At 66.0% G+C, this 16,075-nt stretch carries 13 protein-coding genes; 9 read left to right on the top strand and 4 right to left on the bottom strand.

Annotation, left to right across the window (positions count from 1 at the left end):
* Nucleotides 1-275: 275 nt before the first annotated feature.
* The 3 genes from MHZ91_RS03795 to MHZ91_RS03785 all read left to right on the top strand — a co-directional run bounded on the left by MHZ91_RS03795 (nucleotide 276) and on the right by MHZ91_RS03785 (nucleotide 3,227).
* Nucleotides 276-818 carry a TRAP transporter small permease gene (locus MHZ91_RS03795; protein WP_239212534.1) on the top strand — a complete coding sequence of 181 codons (543 nt, stop codon included), beginning with the start codon at nucleotides 276-278 and terminating at the stop codon, nucleotides 816-818.
* A complete protein-coding gene (locus tag MHZ91_RS03790; RefSeq protein ID WP_239212533.1) occupies nucleotides 815-2,113 on the top strand; it encodes a TRAP transporter large permease in 1,299 nt (432 codons plus the stop codon). The genes MHZ91_RS03795 and MHZ91_RS03790 overlap by 4 nt, the downstream gene beginning before the upstream one ends.
* An 85-nt stretch (nucleotides 2,114-2,198) precedes the next feature.
* Entirely contained in the window at nucleotides 2,199-3,227 is a 1,029-nt protein-coding gene (locus tag MHZ91_RS03785) for a DctP family TRAP transporter solute-binding subunit (protein ID WP_218344222.1), read from the top strand.
* Nucleotides 3,228-3,379: 152 nt separating this feature from the next.
* On the opposite strand, the gene greB is transcribed toward MHZ91_RS03785, so the two are convergent.
* The 3 genes from greB to MHZ91_RS03770 form a co-directional block, all read right to left on the bottom strand.
* Complete coding sequence (gene greB / locus MHZ91_RS03780; protein WP_056319052.1) at nucleotides 3,380-3,931, bottom strand: transcription elongation factor GreB; 552 nt, start codon at nucleotides 3,929-3,931, stop codon at nucleotides 3,380-3,382.
* A 67-nt stretch (nucleotides 3,932-3,998) separates the two neighbouring features.
* A complete protein-coding gene (locus MHZ91_RS03775; protein ID WP_175121140.1) occupies nucleotides 3,999-4,844 on the bottom strand; it encodes a 3',5'-nucleoside bisphosphate phosphatase in 846 nt (281 codons plus the stop codon).
* 69 nt (nucleotides 4,845-4,913) lie between these two features.
* Nucleotides 4,914-5,846 carry an alpha/beta fold hydrolase gene (locus MHZ91_RS03770; RefSeq protein WP_370647781.1) on the bottom strand — a complete coding sequence of 311 codons (933 nt, stop codon included), beginning with the start codon at nucleotides 5,844-5,846 and terminating at the stop codon, nucleotides 4,914-4,916.
* Between the two features lie 296 nt (nucleotides 5,847-6,142).
* Between MHZ91_RS03770 and cfa the strand changes: the two genes are divergently transcribed.
* On the top strand, nucleotides 6,143-7,333 hold the full coding sequence (gene cfa, locus MHZ91_RS03765; RefSeq protein WP_239212532.1) for a cyclopropane fatty acyl phospholipid synthase: 1,191 nt from the start codon (nucleotides 6,143-6,145) through the stop codon (nucleotides 7,331-7,333).
* Nucleotides 7,334-7,402: 69 nt separating this feature from the next.
* On the opposite strand, the gene MHZ91_RS03760 is transcribed toward cfa, so the two are convergent.
* A complete protein-coding gene (locus MHZ91_RS03760; RefSeq protein ID WP_239212531.1) occupies nucleotides 7,403-9,025 on the bottom strand; it encodes a GMC family oxidoreductase in 1,623 nt (540 codons plus the stop codon).
* Nucleotides 9,026-9,298: 273 nt separating this feature from the next.
* Between MHZ91_RS03760 and MHZ91_RS03755 the strand changes: the two genes are divergently transcribed.
* The 5 genes from MHZ91_RS03755 to MHZ91_RS03735 all read left to right on the top strand — a co-directional run bounded on the left by MHZ91_RS03755 (nucleotide 9,299) and on the right by MHZ91_RS03735 (nucleotide 16,069).
* Entirely contained in the window at nucleotides 9,299-10,189 is an 891-nt protein-coding gene (locus tag MHZ91_RS03755) for a LysR family transcriptional regulator (protein ID WP_239212530.1), read from the top strand.
* Between the two features lie 350 nt (nucleotides 10,190-10,539).
* Complete coding sequence (gene nirB, locus MHZ91_RS03750; RefSeq protein ID WP_239212529.1) at nucleotides 10,540-13,101, top strand: nitrite reductase large subunit NirB; 2,562 nt, start codon at nucleotides 10,540-10,542, stop codon at nucleotides 13,099-13,101.
* Nucleotides 13,101-13,451 (top strand): nitrite reductase small subunit NirD, encoded by a 351-nt coding sequence (nirD, locus tag MHZ91_RS03745; protein WP_239212528.1) that lies wholly within the window; start codon nucleotides 13,101-13,103, stop codon nucleotides 13,449-13,451. Before nirB ends, nirD begins: the two co-directional genes overlap by 1 nt.
* Nucleotides 13,452-13,500: 49 nt before the next feature.
* The gene (locus MHZ91_RS03740; protein WP_056562246.1) at nucleotides 13,501-14,313 is read left to right on the top strand and encodes a formate/nitrite transporter family protein; all 813 of its coding nucleotides are present in this window, start codon (nucleotides 13,501-13,503) and stop codon (nucleotides 14,311-14,313) included.
* Between the two features lie 10 nt (nucleotides 14,314-14,323).
* Entirely contained in the window at nucleotides 14,324-16,069 is a 1,746-nt protein-coding gene (locus MHZ91_RS03735; protein WP_239212527.1) for a bifunctional protein-serine/threonine kinase/phosphatase, read from the top strand.
* The last annotated feature ends 6 nt before the right edge of the window (nucleotides 16,070-16,075 follow it).

The following is a 16,075-nucleotide window of genomic DNA, read 5'->3' as shown; positions in this document are numbered from 1 at the left end:
TTCCAGCGGTCCGATTTGGCCATTGTTACAAAAGAATTCCGCTCGCCGCGCACTGGCATGGTGCAAAGCAATATCGCCGGCGCCACGGGCCGGAAGGCGGCCCTTTTGCCCTCCCGGCGGCGTTCCCGCCCCGCCACGTTGATGCGGCGCAGCATGTTGCTTCGACCCCGCATTGCGGGAAAACACGAAGACCTGGCCCGGCAGCGCAACGGTAGGATGCAGCGACCCTTCCAACAAGAAAAGCGCCTTTCGGCGCCCGCTGGCCGCCGCCTCACATGTCCCGCTCCGAAGCCCCCGCCGAGCCCGTAGAACCGATCATCCCCGTAGAAGCAGATCCCGCCGTAAAGGTGCCGCTGGCCGTCGAGGACTGGCTGGCCGTGATCCTGCTGGCGACCCTGGCCATCATCACCTTCTTGAATGTGCTGGTGCGCTACTTCACCGATCAATCGTTCGCCTGGACGGAAGAGATTTCCGTGTTCCTCCTGATCGTGCTGACGATGGCCGGAGGCAGCGTCGCGTTCGTGCGCAATCATCACATCCGCATCGAGATCCTGGCGGACTCGGGCTCGCCGCGCCGCCAGCGCATCATGGCGCTGATCTCGAACGGCTGCGTGCTGGGATTCTTCGTGCTGCTGACCGTGCTGTCGGTCAAACTGGTTTACGACGAATACATCTACGAGGAAACCTCGCCGGCCATCGGCGTGCCGACCTGGTGGTATTCGATCTGGCTGCCGGTGATGGCCGCCGCGATTTCGCTGCGCACGCTCGGCACGCTGCGCCGCCTCGTGCGCGCGCCGGGCCAGGAAGCCCAGCGATGATCGCCGCCATTCTCTTTACCGTCTTCATCGTCCTGATGATCATCGGCGTGCCCGTCGGGGTCGCGCTGGGCATCGGCGGCACGGTGGCGATCGTGCTGACCAACCTGGACACGCCCTGGTACGGCCTCCTGACGGTGCCGCAAAACTTCTATGCCGGCCTGGCCAAGTACCCGTTGCTGGCGATTCCGATGTTCGTGCTGGTCGGCTCCATCTTCGACCGCTCGGGCGTGGCCAAGCGGCTGGTGGACTTTGCGATCGCCATTGTCGGACGCGGTCCGGGCATGCTGCCGCTGGTGTCGATTGCGGTGGCGATGTTTCTGGGCGGCATCTCGGGGTCTGGACCGGCCTGCGCCGCGGCCGTGGGCGCGGTGATGATCACCGCGATGTCGCGCGCCGGCTATCCGGGGTCGTTCTCGGCGTCCGTGGTGGCCGCCGGCGCCGCCACCGATATCCTGATCCCGCCATCCGTGGCCTTCATCATCTATTCCGTGCTGGTGCCGGGCGCATCGGTGCCCGCGCTGTTTGCGGCCGGCATGATCCCAGGCATCCTGGCTGGCTTTGCGCTGATCATTCCGGCCGTTTGGCTCAGCCGCAAGTTCAAGATGGGCGCGCTGGAAGCGCACCTGCCCCGCCCGCCGTTCTGGAAGAGCCTGCGCGAAGCGTCCTGGGGGCTGGCGGCCCCCGTGCTGATCCTGGGCGGCATGCGGATGGGCTGGTTCACGCCGACCGAGGCTGCCGTCGTCGCGGTGTTCTATGGTCTGTTCGTGGGCGGCTTCATTCACCGCACCATCAAGTTCCGCGATCTTTACACCATCCTGCGCGAAGCCGCCGAGCTGTCCGCCGTGATCATGCTGGTGGTGACGCTGGCCGGCATTTTCGCGTGGGCGCTGTCGACGCTGAGCGTGATCGACCCGATCACGCATGCCATTGTCAATTCCGGCCTCGGCGAATGGGGCGTGCTGGCGCTGCTGATCCTGCTGCTGATGACCGTGGGCATGTTCCTGGACGGCATCTCCATCTTTCTGATTTTTGTGCCGCTGCTCATGCCGATCGCCAATGCCTACGGCTGGGATCCGGTGTGGTTTGGCGTGATCCTGACCTTGAAGGTGGCGCTGGGCCAGTTCACCCCGCCGCTGGCCGTGAACCTGATGGTGTCGTGCCGCATCGCGCGCGTGCCGATGGAATCGACCGTGCGCTGGGTGGTGTGGCTGCTGGGCGCGATGTTCATGGTGCTGGTCGCGGTGCTGGTGTTTCCCGAACTGGCGCTGTGGCTGCCGCGCAAGCTGGGTTATTGAGGGAGGCTGGACGGGGCCGGCCCGGCAAGGGTTCCCGGCCATGGATGACAACAACAGAAAGACTCGCAGAGAGAGGAGACGCAACATGAAATTCCGCAACCTGATCGGCGCGGCGCTGTGCGCGGCAGCCGTGGTGGGCATGGCGCCCGTGCATGCGCAGAACTACAAGCCCGAGTACAAGCTCTCCATCGTCGTGGGCACCACGTTCCCGTGGGGCCAGGGCGCCGAGATCTGGTCGAACCTGGTGCGCGAGCGCACCGAAGGCCGCATCAACATCAAGGTCTACCCCGGCACCTCGCTGGTACAGGGCGACCAGACCCGCGAGTTCACGGCGATCCGCCAGGGCGTGATCGACATGGCCGTGGGCTCGACCATCAACTGGTCGCCGCAGGTCAAGCAGCTGAACCTGTTCTCGCTGCCCTTCCTGATGCCCGACTACGCCGCCATCGACGCGCTGGTGCAAGGCGACGTGGGCAAGGACATGTTCAAGCTCATCGAAAAGGCCGGCGTGGTGCCGCTGGCCTGGGGCGAAAACGGCTACCGCCAGGTCAGCAACTCCAAGCGTGAGATCAAGCGGCCCGAGGACATGAAGGGCATGAAGCTGCGCGTGGTCGGGTCGCCGCTGTACATCGACACGTTCACCGCACTGGGCGCCAATCCCACGCAGATGAGCTGGGCGGACGCGCAACCCGCGCTGGCCAGCGGCGCGGTCGACGGCCAGGAGAATCCGCTGTCGATCTACACGGGCTCCAAGCTCTACACCGTGGGTCAGAAGTACCTGACGTTGTGGAACTACGTGGCCGATCCGCTGATCTTCGTGGTCAACCGCGAAGTCTGGAATTCCTGGTCGGAAAAGGATCGCGACATCGTGCGTCAGGCCGCGCTGGACGCCGGCAAGCAGCAGATCGTGATCGCGCGCAAGGGCGTCACGCCCGAAGACCCGTCGCTGCTCAAGGAAATCGCCGGCCACGGCGTGACGGTGACGACGCTGTCGCAGGCCGATCACGACGCGTTCGTGAAGGCCACCAAGCCGGTCTATGAAAAGTGGAAGAAGCAGATCGGCGAGGACCTGGTCAACAAGGCCGAAAAGTCGATCGCAGAACGCAAGAAGTAACCCGCAAGAAGCAAACCGCGAAAGTTTCGCAGCAAGCCCCAGGGGAACCGGCGGCGCAAGCCGCCAACCGAGGCAGGGACGCTAGAATCCCGCCCACCAAACGGGCGCCGGCCACAACCGGCGCCCGTTATCTTTTGGGGCGTCTGACTTCCCTATTCCGGATAGCTGACTTCCAGAATATCCAGCTCATCGATGCCAGCCGGCGTGCGCAGCACCACCGTGTCGCCTTCCCGCGCCTTGATCAGCGCCCGCGCCACCGGCGAGATCCAGCTGATCTTGCCGGCCAGGGGCTCGGCCTCGTCCACGCCGACGATGGTGACGGTGTGTTCCTCGCCGGCCTTGTCCACGTAGACGACCGTGGCGCCAAAGAACGCCTGGTCGCGGTTGGGTTGGGCCTTGGGGTCCACGACTTCGGCAATATCCAGCCGCTTGGTCAGGAACCGCATGCGGCGGTCGATCTCGCGCAGGCGCTTCTTGCCGTAAAGGTAGTCGCCGTTTTCCGAGCGGTCGCCGTTGGACGCGGCCCACGACACCACCTGCACGACGGCCGGGCGTTCCACATTCATGAGCTGGGTCAGCTCGCCGCGCAGGCGCTCGTAACCCTCGGGCGTCATGTAGTTCTTGGTGCCGGCCGGCAACGCTTGGGCCTGCGGCAGATCGTCGTCGTCCTCATGGTCGGACTCTTTAACAAAGGCTTTATTCATGGCGGTTGCATCGCGATGGCGCGATCACTGTCGAAGCTTTCGGAATGAGCGGCGCGGGCCGCCCGCGTCAGAACCAGTCGTGCCAGACCGGCTTCAGGTCGGATGGCAGCGGCGGCAGTTGGCCCAGGTCCATCCGGCTTTCCTTGGGACTGTGGAAGTCCGAGCCGCGCGAGGCCAGAAAGCCATAGCGGCGCGCCACCTCGGCGTACTGGCGGGCTTCTTCCACGGTGTGGCTGCCCGTGTTGACCTCGATCCCCACGCCACCCAATTGCAGGAATTCGTCGAACAGCGCGGCAAACTGCAAGGGCGTGTACTTATAGCGGCCCGGGTGGGCGATGACGGCCTGGCCACCCGCGCCGCGGATCCAGCCCACGGCGTCGGCCAGCGTGGCCCATTGCATGGGCACATGGCCGGGGCAGTCGTCGCCCAGATGCTTGTTGAAGACGGTTTGCACGTCGGGGCAATAACCGGCTTGCACCAGGTATCGCGCAAAGTGCGTGCGGCTGATCAGTTCGGGGTTGCCGGCAAACGGCAGCGCGCCTTCGTAGGCGCCGGGCATGCCCATGTCTGCCAGGCGGTCGCCGATGCGCTTGGCGCGGGCCGCGCGTCCCGAGCGGGTCTTGCGCAGGCCTTCGACCAGCGCCGCGTTGGTGGGATCAAACCGCAGGCCGACGATATGCACGGTCAGGCCGGCCCACGTGACAGAGACTTCGACGCCGGTGGCAAAGCGCATGCCCAGCTCTTCTGCTGCAGCGGAAGCTTCGGCGATGCCGCCCACTTCGTCGTGATCCGTCAGTGCCCAGACATCGACGCCATTGGCGAACGCCCGCTGCGCCACGTCCCGGGGCGCGAGCGCGCCATCCGAAACGGTGGAATGGCAATGCAGGTCGATGTTCAGGGTGGGCGATTTCATCCGGCTATTGTAGAGAAGGCCCGGCGGCACGCCTAGCGCGGTGCCGTCCCCACATTGCCGCCCGGCCGTTCATGCCAGCAGGAATTCCGCCACCGGGTTCACCTGATCGTCCGCGATCAGCGTGGGCGCGTGCCCCACGCCCGGCACTTCAAGCGCCTGGGCCCGCGGATTGCGCTGGCGCATTTCTTCGACGGTGGCACGCGTCAGCAGGTCGGACAGTTCGCCGCGCACGATCAGGATCGGGCAGTCCAGCGCGTCATACGACCGCCACAGGATCTGCTCGCCCGCCGCCAGTTCTTCGGGCGTCTGGGCCGCCAGCGCCTGGGCGATGGCCAGGTCGTAGTGCTTGACCCACTTGCCGCCCTGCGCCGGGTACAGGTATTTGGCCAGCTCGGCCCATTGGTCGTCGGTATGCGGACCGAAGGTTTCCGAGTTGGCGCGCATCGTCGCCACGGCCTCTTCGAAGGTGGCGAATTCACCAGGCGCGCCCACGTACTGGCCGATGCGCGACAGGGCGCCGTTTTCCAGACGCGGGCCCACGTCGTTGAGCACCAGTTTGTCCAGGCGCAGCCCCTGGTCAGGCGGCAGCATGCCGGCATGCGGGCGCATTGCCAGCATGGCCTTGGCGAACGCGGCGGCGCCTGACAACGCCATGCCGATCAACCCGCCCATCGACGTGCCGACCCACGACAGGCTGGCCGGGCGCAGGCGCGCGATGAGCGTCACCATGTCGGACACGTACTGGGGCACGGTGTAGAACGCCGGATTGACCAGCCAATCCGACCGGCCGCGGCCGACCACGTCGGGGCAGACCACGCGGTACGTGCCCGCCAGCCGGCGCGCCAGCGCGTCGAAGTCGCGCCCGCTGCGGGTCAGACCGTGTACGCAGAGCAGCACGCGGTCATTGGCGGGATCGCCCCATTCCCAATAGGCCATGCGGTGCAGGCCCGCCGGGCTGGCGCACGTGACGAATTCCAAACGGGGTTCCAGGCTGGCATCCACTTCGATAGGCTCCACGATCGGCGCGCGCCGGCACGGCCGCGCCACTTTGGCCGCTATCTTATCGGTTATGCAACGCCGGTGCGGCCTGCTCTGGACTATCCCGGCGGTCGTGGCTACGATCCTTGCATTCTCCGAGCGCCCGTCCTTCGCCCGCTTTCCGCCCGGCCCGCCGCGCATTGCCGTTGGCTATGGGCCCGATGCAATCATTAAATTGGAGTTGCATACCTTTCAAGGCGCACAGTAAAAAGCTTCAGGCATTGCCAGATCAGTCATCCCAAAATTGATATGGAGTCCGTATGCAGCAAAGCAGTCCCATCACCCCGCTGACCGAGCAGCCTGCCGGTCAACCCAGCGTCGTTCCCCCTCCCCCCGCCCCTCCGAAAATCCTGCAGGACCTGATGGCGCGCGCCGACGTGCAGATCAACGGCACGCGGCCCTGGGACATGCAGGTGCATGACAAGCATATGTACGAGCGGGTGTTCGCCAGCTGGTCGTTGGGGCTGGGCGAGTCGTACATGGACGGCGAGTGGGACTGCGACCAATTGGACGAGCTCTTCACCCGCCTGCTGCGTGCCGACATGGGATCGGCGGCGCTGGGCGTGGCGCGCATCAAGCTGATTGCCGAGCACCTGCGCCACAAGCTGTTCAATCTTCAGTCCAAGCATCGGGCGTTTGAAGTCGGTGAGCAGCATTACGACGCCGGCAACGACGTGTTCGAGGCGATGCTGGACAGCCGGATGATCTACTCCTGCGCGTATTGGGAACACGCCCAGACGCTGGAGGAGGCACAGGTCGCCAAGCTGGACATGATCTGCCGCAAGCTGCAATTGAAGGAAGGCGAGACGCTCCTGGACATCGGCTGCGGCTGGGGCGGACTGGCCAAGTTCGCGGCGGAGCGCTACGGCGTCAAGGTCACGGGCGTGACCGTATCCAAGGAGCAACTGGCCCTGGCGCAGGAACGCGTCAAAGGCCTGCCCGTGGAGCTGCTGCTGCAGGACTACCGCGATCTGCAAGGCCGCTTCGACAAGGTGGTGTCGGTCGGGATGTTCGAGCACGTCGGGCCGAAGAATTACGACACGTACTTCACCAACGTGCAGCGGCTGATGGCGCCCGAAGGCATTTTCCTGCTGCACACCATCGGTATCGCGGCCACCAGCCAGAGCACCGATCCGTGGATCGACCGCTACGTGTTTCCCAACGGCAAGCTGCCGTCGGCGCGCGAAATCGCGACGGCCGTCGAAGGCCGGTTCATCGTCGAGGACTGGCACAACTTCGGGGCAGACTACGATCGCACGCTGATGGCATGGTGGGACCGCTTCGAGCAGGCCTGGCCCACGCTGGAGTCGCGCTACGGCACCCGCTTCTACCGGATGTGGAAGTACTACCTGATGTGCTGCGCGGGCTTTTTCCGGTCGCGCGAAGGGCAGCTTTGGCAGGTGATCCTGACGCATCCGCAGCGTCAGGAGACATACCGGTCGCTGCGTTAGACCCGCCGCATTCGCGCGTGTCCAGGCAAGCCGCCCCTGACCGGGCGGCTTGTTGTCATTGGCGGACGGCTATCGCGCCGCCCCCGCCTCTTCCCGGATCATGTCCGCCGCGCGCTCCGCAATCATGATCGTCGGCGAATTGGTGTTGCCCGAGGTGATGCGCGGCATGATCGACGCGTCGGCGATGCGCAGGCCTTGCAGCCCATGCACGCGCAGCCGCGCGTCCACCACCGCGCCGCTGTCGGCGTCCCGGCCCATCGCGCAGGTGCCCACCGGGTGGAAGATAGTGGTGCCGATCTTGCCCGCCGCCTGGCGCAATTCTTCTTCGGTCTGGAATGCCGGACCCGGCAGCCATTCGTCCGGCCGGTATCGCTGCAAGGCGGGCGCGGCGGCAATGCGGCGCACCAGGCGAATGGAGTCGGCAGCCACGCGCAGGTCGTCGTCGGTGCTCAGGTAGTTGGGGCGGATGAGGGGGGCTTCGCTGCCCTTATGCCCCGCCGGCCCTGTCGCGTGCACGCTGCCGCGCGACGTGGGGCGCAGGTTGCAGACGCTGGCGGTGAAGGCGTCGAAACCATGCAGGGGTTCGCCGAACGCCCCCAACGACAGCGGCTGCACGTGGAATTCGACGTTGGCGCGGTCCTGCCCGGGATCGGATTTGGCGAACAGGCCCAATTGCGACGGCGCCATGCTCATCGGACCGCTGCGGCTCACCAGATACTCCAGCCCGATGCCCGCCCTGCCCAGCCACGTGGACGCGATACGGTTCAGCGTCTTGACGCCGTTCACCTTGATGATGACGCGCAATTGCAGATGGTCCTGCAGGTTCTCGCCCACGCCGGGCAAGGCGTGGCGCAGCGTGATGCCGGCTTCGCGCAGGCGCGCGGGCTCGCCGATGCCGGAGACTTCCAGGAGGTGCGGCGAGTTCACCGCACCGGCCGCCAGCACCACTTCGCGCCGCGCGCGCAACGACGTCGCGCGGCCGTTCTGGTTGACGCGCACGCCGAGGCAGTGCTTTTCATCGAATTCAAGCTGTTCGGCCAGCGCGCCAGTCATCACATGCAGGTTCGGGCGCTTGCGCACCGGCCGCAGAAACGCCTTAGAAGTATTCCAGCGCCAGCCGCTGCGCTGGTTGACCTCGAAATAGCCGCTGCCGAAGTTGTCGCCGCGGTTGAAATCCTGCACGCGCGGGATGCCTTCCTGTTCGGCCGCCGAAGCGAAGGCTTCCAGGATGTCCCAGCGCAGGCGCTGCGACTCCACGCGCCATTCGCCGCCCGCGCCGTGGAATTCATCAGCGCCCCGGTGATAGTCCTCGCTGCGCTTGAAGACCGGCAACACCTGATCCCAGCTCCAGGCCGCGTCGCCAGACAGCGCGGCCCAGTCCTCGTAGTCCTGCTTCTGGCCACGCATGTAGATCATGCCGTTGATGGACGAACATCCGCCCAGCACGCGGCCACGCGGATAGATGAGCGAGCGCCCGCCCAGCCCCGGCTCTTCGGCCGTCCGGTACATCCAGTCCGTGCGCGGGTTGCCGATGCAGTGCAGGTAACCGACGGGGATATGAATCCAGTGATAGTTGTCGCGCCCGCCGGCTTCCAGCAGCAGCACCTGCACGGCAGGGTCGCGGCTCAGGCGGTTGGCCAGCACGCAGCCGGCCGACCCCGCGCCCACGATGATGTAGTCGTATGTCTCCATAAGCTCTTCTTATCAAGTTGCGGGTCCAAATCGAACGCCGCCACGGTGAGCCGCCCCGGCTACGACGTTGGACGCGCGCCGGGAATCTGGCAAGACTCTGGCGCAGGACGGGGCGGCTGTCCAATGAAATGTTGAAAAGGGGATTATTAGCGTCTCTAATAATGCTCGGCAGTTTCCACGCTTGGTCGGGTGTGGGTGGGGGTCAGACACCCCTGATTTTGTAGGACTGAATGAGGTGTCTGACACCCTCCAACGCGATTTCCGGGAGCATCCATGGACCTGAAGCACATCCGCACGTTTGCCGCCGTCGCGCGCGAAGGTAATTTGACGCGCGCGGCCGAGCATCTGCATTTGACACAGCCTGCGCTCAGCCTGCAGCTCAAAAATTTTCAGGAGTCGCTGGACCTGACGCTGTTTGCGCGGACGGCGCAAGGGTTGGCGCCTAACGCGGATGGGCGGGCGTTGTTGCCTTCGGCGCAAAGGGTGCTGGACGCGCTGGATGACTTTCAGCGCGCCATCGGCGCGTTGCGCGATACGGTGCAGGGCGAATTGCGCATCGGGACGATCCTGGACCCGGAATTCCTGCGGCTGGGCGCCACGCTGCAGTATCTGGTCGAGCATTACCCGAAGATCCGCCCCACCCTGCGGCACGGCATGTCGGGATCGGTGGGCCGGCAAGTGCGCGCCGGAGAATTGGACGTGGGGTTCTTTCTGGGGCCACACGCCGGGGACGGCAGCCAGCCCTCCGGTCTGCACGCCCAACCGCTGGCTTCCTTTTCCTATTACGTCGTCGCCCCGAAAAGCTGGAGCGCGCAGGTCGCGGGACGGGGCTGGGCGGAAATCGCGGCGCTGCCGTGGATCTGGACCCCGCCGGATTCGGTCCACCACCGCCTGCTGTCCGACAAGTTCGACGCCCTGGGCATTACGCCGCACGCGGTGGCCGAGGTCGATCAGGAGGCTTCGATGCTGGATCTGGTGCGCTCGGGCGTGGGCCTGTCCCTCGCGCGAGACGCCATCGCGCTGCGCGAATCGCAATCCAGCGGCCTGCAACTCGTGAAAGGCCTGTCGATCCAGGCAGAGCTGTCCTTCATCACCCAGGCGGCGCGGCGCGACGATCCGCTCGTCGCGGCCGCCTTTGCCGCGGTGCAGGCGGCATTCGCCTGATTCGGCTGTCGGCCGCCGCACGTCCCGACGGCCATTCATGCTGCGCTGCGCCAAACGGGTGCAGGGCGCACACGGATATGCACCGATACGAAGCACGCGCGCGGATCCGCGCGGATGGGCCGCTGAACCTCATCGCGCCTTCGCACCGCCCTCCTTCCCTATGAATCGCAAGGGAATCTCCCCCGACACATCGCGCCTCGACATACCTGGCATGGACTTTGCTTAATTGCCTATGTGCGGGTGCAAACCCGGCAAGACAACGTGAGCAGTACCGGCAATGGCGCCCCGACCGAAAGGTCCAGGGCGCCGTTTGTCTTTTGAAACCGAAAATCCAAGCCTGGGGAAATCCCATGAATGCAGCGGCCACCTCCGATTCCTTGCAGACGCTGATTGTCATCGGCAACGGCATGGTGGGCCATCATTGCGTCGAGCAATTGATCGCCCGCGGCGCCCTCGAGCGCTATCGCATCACCATCTTTGGCGAAGAAACCCGCCGCGCCTATGACCGCGTCCATCTGTCCGAGTACCTGAACGGACGCGACGCCGAGTCGATGGCGCTGGGCGAGGCCTCGCTGTATGAGCAGGACGGCGTGACGCTGCGCCTGGGCGAGCCCGTGCTGGACATCGACAGCCACGTGCGGGAAGTCATCACCGCCAATGGCCGCTTCGCCTACGACAAGCTGGTGCTGGCGACGGGCTCCTATCCCTTCGTGCCGCCCATCGCGGGCGCCGAGGGCAATTCGCGCCTGGTGTATCGCAGCATCGACGACCTGGACCTGATCCGCGAAGCCGCCAGCGGCGCGCGGCGCGGCGTGGTTGTCGGCGGCGGGCTCTTGGGGCTGGAAGCGGCCAACGCGCTCAAGTCGCTGAACCTGGAAGCGCACGTGGTCGAATTCGCGCCGCGCCTGATGCCGGTGCAATTGGACGAGGCCGGCGGCGCGGCGCTGAAGGCGCGCATCGAGGCGCTGGGCGTGGGCGTGCACCTGTCGCGCGCCACGCAGGACATCAAGCCGGGCACGCAATACCGCTACCGCATGCGCTTTGCCGAAGGCGCCCCGCTGGAAACCGACCTGATCGTGTTCTCGGCCGGCATCCGTCCGCAGGTGTTCCTGGCGCGCAAGGCCGGGCTGGCGCTGGCCGAGCGCGGCGGCGTCGCCATCGACGACCGCTGCCGCAGCAGCGACGAACACATCTACGCCATCGGCGAATGCGCGTCGTGGAACGGCACGGTATTCGGTCTGGTTGCCCCCGGCTACCAGATGGCCCGCATTGTCGCGGCCGAGCTGTGCGGCGCGCCGGAACAGGCCTTTTCGGGGGCCGACATGTCCACGAAGCTCAAGCTGTTGGGCGTGGACGTGGGGTCGATTGGCGACGCGCACGGCGCCACGCCCGGCTCGCGCAGCTACCGTTTCATCGATGAGGCCGGCTCCAGCTACCGCCGCCTGGTGATCTCCGAGGACGGCAAGCGTGTCCTGGGCGCGGTGCTGGTGGGCGACAACAGCTACTACGACACGCTGCTGCAATACGCGCAGAACGGCATCGCACCGCCCGCCGATCCGTCCAGCCTGATCCTGCCGCAAGGCCAGGCCGCGCCGCTGCTGGGCGTGGACGCCCTGCCCGCCACCGCCACGATCTGCTCCTGCCACAACGTCAGCAAGGGCGCCGTCTGCGACGCCATCGACGGCGGCTGTACGGACCTGGCGGGCGTCAAGGCCTGCACCAAGGCGGCCTCGGGCTGCGGCGGCTGCGCGGGCCTGCTCAAGCAGGTGGTCGAACACGAACTGGCCAGCCGCGGTGTCGTGGTGGACAAGAGCCTGTGCGAGCACTTTGCCTACACCCGCCAGGAGCTGTACGCGATCGTGCGCGTGAGCGGCGCCGAGACCTTCGAAGAAATCCTGGCCAGCCACGGCCGTGGTCACGTCGGCTGCGAGATCTGCAAGCCCGCCATCGGCTCGATCCTGGCGTCCTGCTGGAACCGGCCCATCCAGGACCCGCACCTGGTGCCGCTGCAGGACACCAACGACACCTTCATGGCCAACATGCAGAAGAACGGCACCTATTCGGTGGTGCCGCGCATGCCGGCCGGCGAAGTCACGCCGGACGGCCTGATCGCCGTCGGCATGGTCGCCAAGAAATACAACCTGTACGTCAAGGTGACGGGCGGCCAGCGCATCGACCTGTTCGGCGCGCAACTGCACGAGCTGCCCGGCATCTGGTCGGAACTCATCGCCGCCGGCTTCGAGACGGGCCACGCCTACGGCAAGTCCACCCGCACCGTGAAGTCCTGCGTCGGCAGCACCTGGTGCCGCTTCGGTGTGCAGGACAGCGTGAAGATGGCGCTGGACATCGAGCACCGCTACAAAGGCCTGCGCGCCCCGCACAAGCTGAAGTTCGCCGTGTCCGGCTGCACCCGCGAATGCGCCGAAGCGCAAAGCAAGGACATCGGCGTCATCGCCACCGAGAACGGCTGGAACCTGTACGTGTGCGGCAACGGCGGCATGCGTCCGCGCCACGCCGAGCTCTTTGCCACCGACCTGGACGACGCCACCCTCATCCGTTACATCGACCGCGTGCTGATGTTCTACATCCGCACGGCCGACAAGCTGCAGCGCACGTCGGTGTGGCGCGAGTCGCTGGAAGGCGGCCTGGACTACTTGAAGGCGGTCGTGATCGACGACAGCCTGGGCCTGGGCGCCGAGCTTGAAGCGCAGATGCAACTGGTGGTGGACCGCTACGAATGCGAATGGGCCAACGCCCTCAGCGACCCCGAAAAGCTCAAGCGCTTTCGCACCTTCGTCAACGACAGCCAGGGCGACCCCGACATCCAGTTCGTTCAGGAACGTGGCCAGCCCCGTCCGGCCCCGGCGCGCGCCGTCCAGCGCGTCATCCCGATTGCCGAGGAGATCGTCTGATGGCCGCGCTGCCCAACATCCACCCCGCCTGGCGCCACGCGTGCAACCGCCAGGACCTCGTCGCCAACTCCGGCGTCGTCGCCCTGGTCGACGGCGCGCAGGTCGCGCTGTTCTACCTGCCCGACGCCGAGGGCCAGACCTTGTACGCCGTGTCGAACCGCGACCCGAAGTCCGGCGCCAACGTCATCGGCCGTGGAATCGTGGGCCAGCTGGCCGGCGACCTGGTGGTGGCGTCTCCGCTCTACAAGCAGCACTTCCGGCTGGCGGACGGCAGCTGCGTGCAATTTCCCGAGCAGCGCCTGCAGACCTGGCAGGTGCGCTTGAACGGCGACGCGGTCGAAATCGCCTGACGACCGCCGCAAACGTATTCATCACATCAGCACAGCAACAGGAAACATCATGTCCTACCTCGCTCCCTCCGAGTTCGTCACCAAGATGGTGGATGCCGGCGAATCGAAGCTCTACATGGCAACCCGCGACGTCCTGATCCGCGCCTTCATGGCCGGCGCCATCCTCGCGATTGCCGCGGTCTTCGCCGTCACCGTCACGGTGCAGACCGGCTCGCCCATCTTGGGCGCCGCGCTCTTTCCCGTCGGGTTCTGCATCCTGTACCTGATGGGATTCGACCTTCTGACGGGCGTATTCGTACTGACCCCGCTGGCGCTCTTTGACAAGCGGCCCGGCGTCACGATGGGCGGCATCCTCAAGCACTGGGGCAAGGTCTTCGTGGGCAACTTCCTGGGCGCGCTGACCGTCGCCGTGCTGATGGCCATCGTCTTCACGTACGGCTTTTCGGTGCCGCCCAACAAGGTCGGCCAGGTCATCTCGCACATCGGCGAAGACCGCACGCTGGGCTACAAGGAATACGGTGCAGGCGGCATGCTGACCATCTTCATCCGCGGCGTGCTGTGCAACTGGATGGTGTCGCTGGGCGTCGTGGGCGCCATGATCTCGACCACCGTCAGCGGCAAGGTCATCGCCATGTGGATGCCCGTCATGCTGTTCTTCGCGATGGGCTTCGAGCACTCCATCGTCAACATGTTCCTGTTCCCGTCGGCCATGATCATGGGCGGCAACTTCTCGATCATGGACTACATGATCTGGAACGAAATCCCGGTGGTGCTGGGCAACCTGATCGGCGGCATCTCGCTGACGGGCCTGACGCTCTACACCACGCACATGAAGACCGCGCCCAAGCGCCGCTTCAACTGATCGCGTCAGCATGGACGGCTACTCTCCCGGCGCGCCCGCCGCCTCGCTGAAAGTGGCGGTGGGCCAGCACACCGATCCCGGCGTCAAGTCCGTCAACCAGGACTTCCACGGGCTGTGCGTGCCGGGCGAGCCGCTGCTGGGCGCCAAGGGCATCGCCATCGCGCTGGCCGACGGCATCAGCAGCAGCAACGTCAGTCACATCGCCAGCGAGACGGCGGTGGCCAGCTTTCTGGAAGACTATTACTGCACGCCCGAGACCTGGTCGGTGAAGAAGTCGGCCCAGAAGGTGCTCAGCGCGGCCAACGCCTGGTTGCATTCGCAAAGCCGCCAGCGCCATGGGCAGGACCAGGACAGCGGCTACGTCTGCACGCTGACCGTGATGGTGCTCAAGGGCGCCACCGCGCACATCCTGCATATCGGCGACGCGCGCATCTATCGCCTGCGGGATGGCGCGATCGAGCAACTGACAGAGGACCATCGCGTCTGGGTCGCGCACGACAAAAGTTACCTGGGCCGCGCGCTGGGCCTGGCGCCGCATCTGGAAATCGACTATCACACCCAGGCCGTGGAACCCGGCGACGTGTTCCTGCTGGCGACCGATGGCGTGTACGAGCATGTCGGCGACGACGATCTGCGCGAGGCCGTGGCCGCCAACGCCAGCGATCTGGACGCCGCCGCGCGCGCATTGGTCGCGCTGGCGCTTGCCCGCGGCAGCGACGACAACCTGACCATGCAAATCGTGCGCGTCGACGCCCTGCCCGCGCGCCAGGCCGCTGAGATGGCGCAGTATTCCGGCAGCCTGCCCTGTCCGCCGTTGCTGGACGTGGGTCAGACGTTCGAAGGCTTTCGCATCACGGACGAGCTGCGCGCCAGCAGCCGCAGCCACGTTTACGTGGCCGAAGACCTCGACAGCGGCGACACCGTCGTCATCAAGATCCCCTCCTTGGACCTGCGGCACGACCCCGCCTATCTGGAACGCCTTTTGACCGAGGAATGGCTGGCACGCCGCATCGACAGCCGCCACGTCGTGCGCGCCTGGCCGCGCACGCGGCAGCGCCGCTCGCTCTACACCGTCAGCGAATACATCGAAGGCCGCACGCTGACGCAATGGATGGCGGCCAATCCGCGTCCGGCGCTGGAACCGGCAATCGCCATCATCGAGCAGATCGCACGCGGCCTGCAGGCGTTTCACCGTCTGGAGATCGTGCATCAGGATCTGCGGCCGGACAACATTCTGATCACGCCCGACGGCACGGCAAAGATCATCGATCTGGGCTCGGCCCGGACGGCCGGCATCCAGGAACTGGGCGCCGATGGCGACGACGCCATGCCGGTGCTGGGCACCGCCCAATATGCGGCGCCCGAGTACTTCCTGGGCGAAGCCGGCACGACGCGGTCCGACATCTATTCGCTGGCCGCGATCCTGTACCAGATGCTGTCCGGCCGCCTGCCCTACGGCGCCGAGGTGGCGCGCTCGCGCAGCCGCGCCGCGCAACTACGGCTGACCTACGTGTCGGTGCTGGACCGGGAACGCGAAATCCCGGCGTGGATCGACAGCGTGCTCAGCCGGGCCCTGCATCCCGACCCGCAGCACCGCACGCCCGAGCTGTCCGAATTCACGCACGCGCTGCGCAATCCGCCCGACGTGCGCGGCGGCGAACGCCTGCCCCTCTTGGAACGCAATCCGGTGGCTTTCTGGAAAGGCCTGAGCCTGATCCTGGCCATCGTGATCGTGGTCCAGGCCCTGACCTCCTGAAACGAG

It is taken from the genome of Achromobacter sp. ACRQX (assembly GCF_022346505.1).
GTDB classification, from domain to species: Bacteria; Pseudomonadota; Gammaproteobacteria; order Burkholderiales; family Burkholderiaceae_B; genus Achromobacter; species Achromobacter animicus.
Note: the sequence above shows the minus strand (reverse complement) of the source record. Positions and strands in the feature narration are given on the sequence as shown.